This window comes from Paraburkholderia sp. GAS41, from assembly GCF_050436545.1.
Lineage (GTDB): Bacteria > Pseudomonadota > Gammaproteobacteria > Burkholderiales > Burkholderiaceae > Paraburkholderia.
Genome location: NZ_JBNDMK010000065.1, coordinates 1 through 3,487, shown reverse-complemented (window position 1 = coordinate 3,487; position 3,487 = coordinate 1). Strand labels below are relative to the sequence as shown.

3 protein-coding genes are annotated in these 3,487 nt (G+C 57.4%); all 3 read left to right on the top strand.

The window, feature by feature from the left end; translation table 11 throughout:
- Positions 1-769 precede the first annotated feature (769 nt).
- From P3T43_RS35375 to P3T43_RS35365, 3 genes are read left to right on the top strand one after another with little or no spacing between them, the layout of a single operon-like run.
- The gene (locus P3T43_RS35375) at positions 770-1,417 is read left to right on the top strand and encodes a tyrosine-type recombinase/integrase (protein WP_429285627.1); all 648 of its coding nucleotides are present in this window, start codon (positions 770-772) and stop codon (positions 1,415-1,417) included.
- Positions 1,414-2,376, top strand: a complete 963-nt coding sequence (locus P3T43_RS35370) for a tyrosine-type recombinase/integrase (RefSeq protein WP_429285626.1) — start codon at positions 1,414-1,416, stop codon at positions 2,374-2,376. Before P3T43_RS35375 ends, P3T43_RS35370 begins: the two co-directional genes overlap by 4 nt.
- Complete coding sequence (locus P3T43_RS35365; RefSeq protein WP_429285625.1) at positions 2,369-3,376, top strand: tyrosine-type recombinase/integrase; 1,008 nt, start codon at positions 2,369-2,371, stop codon at positions 3,374-3,376. The genes P3T43_RS35370 and P3T43_RS35365 overlap by 8 nt, the downstream gene beginning before the upstream one ends.
- Positions 3,377-3,487 lie beyond the last annotated feature (111 nt).

Sequence of the window (3,487 nt, the reverse complement as noted above, 5' to 3'; positions counted from 1 at the left end):
GCCGGAATAATGCGCAGCCAGAAATTATGCGGAGTTTGCATGGTACGGCTCGTCACGGGTTCAGTGCGACGCGCCTTGCATGGATCGTTGGGTAGCAGCAAACTACACATAAAAAGTGCTTTCCTGTTTGGGTTGTAACCCATTCAGGAGAAACATCATGATCGGCTTGGTTCCTCTACGACCGCAGCCTCAGGCGTGGTTATGGCGCAGCGTCCTTTCTCCTTTCGCGGAGCGCTACTGCGAATATCTCGTTGAGGCCGGCTACGCGGCTTGCACCGTCAACCGTTACGTGAGGTGCGTCGCGCACTTTGCGTACTGGCTCACAACACGCCGCATAGCCGTAGCTCGCGTCGACAATCGACTTGCCTGCGGCTTCGTGAATGACCATTTGCCTCGATGCACCTGCCCCGATCCGATTCCGAGATGTCGGACAGACGTCAGCGCGGCACTTCAGCATTTGCTGGTCGTCCTGGGCGCGTGCGCTGTGCCCCGGTATCTTTGGGCAGAACCGGATTCGGTACAACAGGAGGTGTGTCGGTTCACTGAGTACCTCAAGGACGTTTGCGGCCTTGCCGAGTGCACGCGATATCAGCGTGGTCGAATCATTCGCGATTTCTTGCATCAGCGCTTTGGTCGCGGACCCATCGACATGGAGCGGCTAACGAATCGGGATGTCCGTCGATTTGTGACGCGTTACCCTGACGGGTGCAAAGCCGGAACAGCTCACGTAGCGGGCATAACGTTGCGCAGTTATCTGCGATTCAGGAGCATGCAATATAACGAGCAGGTCGCAGAGTTGATCGCGGCGGTGCCGAACGTAGCAGGATGGAGGTTGGCGGCATTACCTCAAACGCTTTCGGACGCAGCGATCGGACAGCTCCTGAATTCCTTCCATCACGAAACGGCGGCCGACTTGCGTGATTACGCAATGGTACGTTGTCTGGCAGATATTGGATTGCGTGCTGCGGAAGTCGTGCAAATACAGCTCGACGATTTAAACTGGCGCGACGGCACGCTGCAAATCCGTCGCACCAAATCGCGACGTGGCTACGTCATTCCGTTGCCGGAGCCGACAGGTGATGCGATCGCCGACTATATCCGATTGGCCCGAAGAACAACGACGACCTCCCGCGCCGTCTTTGTACGGCACTACGCGCCTGCCGACCTTCCGTTGGGAACCGGGCGTGTCCATCAGGCGGTGCATGCCGCATATGTTCGCTGCGGCTGGACTGAACAATCTGGAACTCATCTTCTGAGGCACAGCGTGGCCCGACGGCTGCTTCGTTCCGGCTCGTCGTTGAAGGAAGTGGCTGACGTACTGCGCCATCAAAGCATCGACACCACCGCGATTTACACGAAGATCGACCTGCAAAGCATGGAGGCTGTCGCGCTCCCCTGGCCGGGGAGCAAATCATGAAACGCTTCGTCAACTCGGCTGACACTATGGTATCGCTGGCGCAAGCATATCTCGCCGAACGACGCTGTCTTGGCTTCGACCTCAAGATCTCTGGGCACGTCTTGATGAACTTTGCCCGCTTCGCGGACGCGCTGGGACATCGTGGACCGATCACGGAAGATCTGACTCTTACCTGGGCGCACTCGACACCGAGCGAAAGGGCCATTACATGGGCGCGTCGGATCGAGGTAATCCGGCCCTTCGCGAAGTATCTCAGGCAGTTCTATCCCGATACAGTTGTTCCGCGACGCGACCTGTGCGGGCGGGCCCATCGTCGTCTGGCGCCGCACATCTACACGGAACAGGAACTCGGCGAACTCCTCACGGCGTCGGTGGCAATGTTACCCGTCGGTTCGATCAGACCGCTTACATATGAAGCGCTGTTTGGATTGATTGCGGCAACCGGCTTGCGTATCTCGGAAGCCGTCAATCTCTCTCGAGACGACGTGAATCTTGCCGAGGGCACGCTTACGGTGCGTGAGACGAAGTTTCACAAATCGCGCGTTATTCCGATGCATCCTACCGTAATTCTGGCCATGAAGCGTTACGCTACTCGCCGTGCGCTGGTCGTCGCCGCAGAGCCGTGCGTTTCGTTCTTTGTGAATCTTGATGGCAGGAAGTTGCAGGCCCGAACGGTGCATTGGGTGTTCGGTCGGCTTCGCGAGCAACTCGGGTGGACTTCTCGGGGTGACCACGCGTTGCCCCGAATCCATGATCTTCGCCATACGTTTGTGTGCCGGTGCATTCTCAAGTGGTATCGGGACGGCGTGAACGTCGACAACCGGATGATTGCGCTGTCGACATATCTGGGACACGTGAAGCCGAGCGATACCTATTGGTATCTGACTGCGGTTCCCGATCTCATGGAAATCGTGAGCCAGAAATTTGCGCGCTTTGCTGAAGGGGAACGTCATGACTAAAACCTGCCTGGCTCCTTCCTTTGCGACGCTCCTGCAGGACTTCTTCGTCGAACGGTTGATGCAGCAACGCGCGGTGAGCCCGGAGACGATATCGAGCTATCGCGATTCGTTTCGTCTGTTTCTTCAGTTCGCATCGGATCGCCTCGGGAGGTGCCCAACTGATCTGACGCTGGCGGACATGGATGCACCTCTGATCCTGGCGTTTCTGCGACACCTCGAAGTTGAGCGGCGCAACAGCACGCGGACCCGCAACGTTCGACTTGCAGCGTTGCGCTCGTTCCTGAAGTACGCAGCACACCGTGACGTCGCGTCGTTGGCCGTTATACAGCGTGCACTCTCCGTGCCGATGAAGCGTTGCGATAAACCTATGGTCGGATTCCTGTCACGCGAAGAGATTCAGCAACTGTTGACGGCGCCTGACCCGGACACTTGGGCGGGTCAGCGCGACAGGGTTCTGCTGGCAACGATGTATAACACTGGGGCGCGCGTCTCGGAGGTCCTGGCACTACGCGTCAGTGATGTCGTCCTGGGTACATCACCCTTCGTTCATATTCTTGGCAAAGGACGCAAGGAACGAACAGTGCCTTTATGGCGATCCACGGCAAGGCTCATCAGGGGGTGGTTGCCGCAGATCCAGGATGCATCAAGTCAGAGGCTCTTTCCAAATCGATCGGGAAACGCGATGACACGCTCCAATGTCGCCGATCGGATGAGAATTGCCGTAACGCGCGCGAAGGACCAATGTCCGCAACTCGCCAAGCGACGTGTTTCTCCGCACCTGGTTAGGCACGCGACTGCCATGCATCTACTTCAATCAGGGGTCGACCTGTCGGTCATCGCCTTGTGGCTGGGACACGAAAGCCCGTCGACAACACATGGCTATATGGAAGCTGATCTGACAATGAAGGAGCGAGCGTTGAAGAGGATTCAGCCGCCGCAAGTAAAGAATCGTCGATATCGACCACCGGACCGCATCCTTCAGTTCCTGGAGTCGTTGTAATTATGCGTAGCTCGCCGAACCGCGAATCCTTGCGGATCGCTTCGGCGACTCGCATGGCACTATTCGACAGTGACGGACTCAACATAATTTCTGGCTGCGCATTATTCCGGC